Raw genomic sequence first — 243 nt, forward strand, 5'->3', positions numbered from 1 at the left:
TCATTTTGACCGCGAATGCGAAAGCCTACGCTATCTGGTAGCCCTAGTTCACTTAACGCCTGCTCGATCTTTGGTAGCTCGAGAGCAAGGTTATACCCTTCTTCCATATCTGCCATAATATTAACGACTCGCTTGCCATCAAGACGTTTGATGGTGTCTTGCTTGTGGTCTGGAATGATCTGAGCAAAATTAGTTATTGGAACCAAACCAGCTGGCGTTTTGACTCTTAGCTGGTCGAAACGT

At 45.7% G+C, this 243-nt stretch carries 1 protein-coding gene; it reads right to left on the bottom strand.

Annotation, left to right across the window (positions count from 1 at the left end; translation table 11 throughout):
* The coding region (locus tag A3712_RS15605) for a hypothetical protein (RefSeq protein ID WP_157618779.1) at positions 1-243 on the bottom strand (243 nt) is incomplete at both ends.

The sequence above is a fragment of the Vibrio sp. HI00D65 genome, assembly GCF_001635455.1.
GTDB lineage: Bacteria > Pseudomonadota > Gammaproteobacteria > Enterobacterales > Vibrionaceae > Vibrio.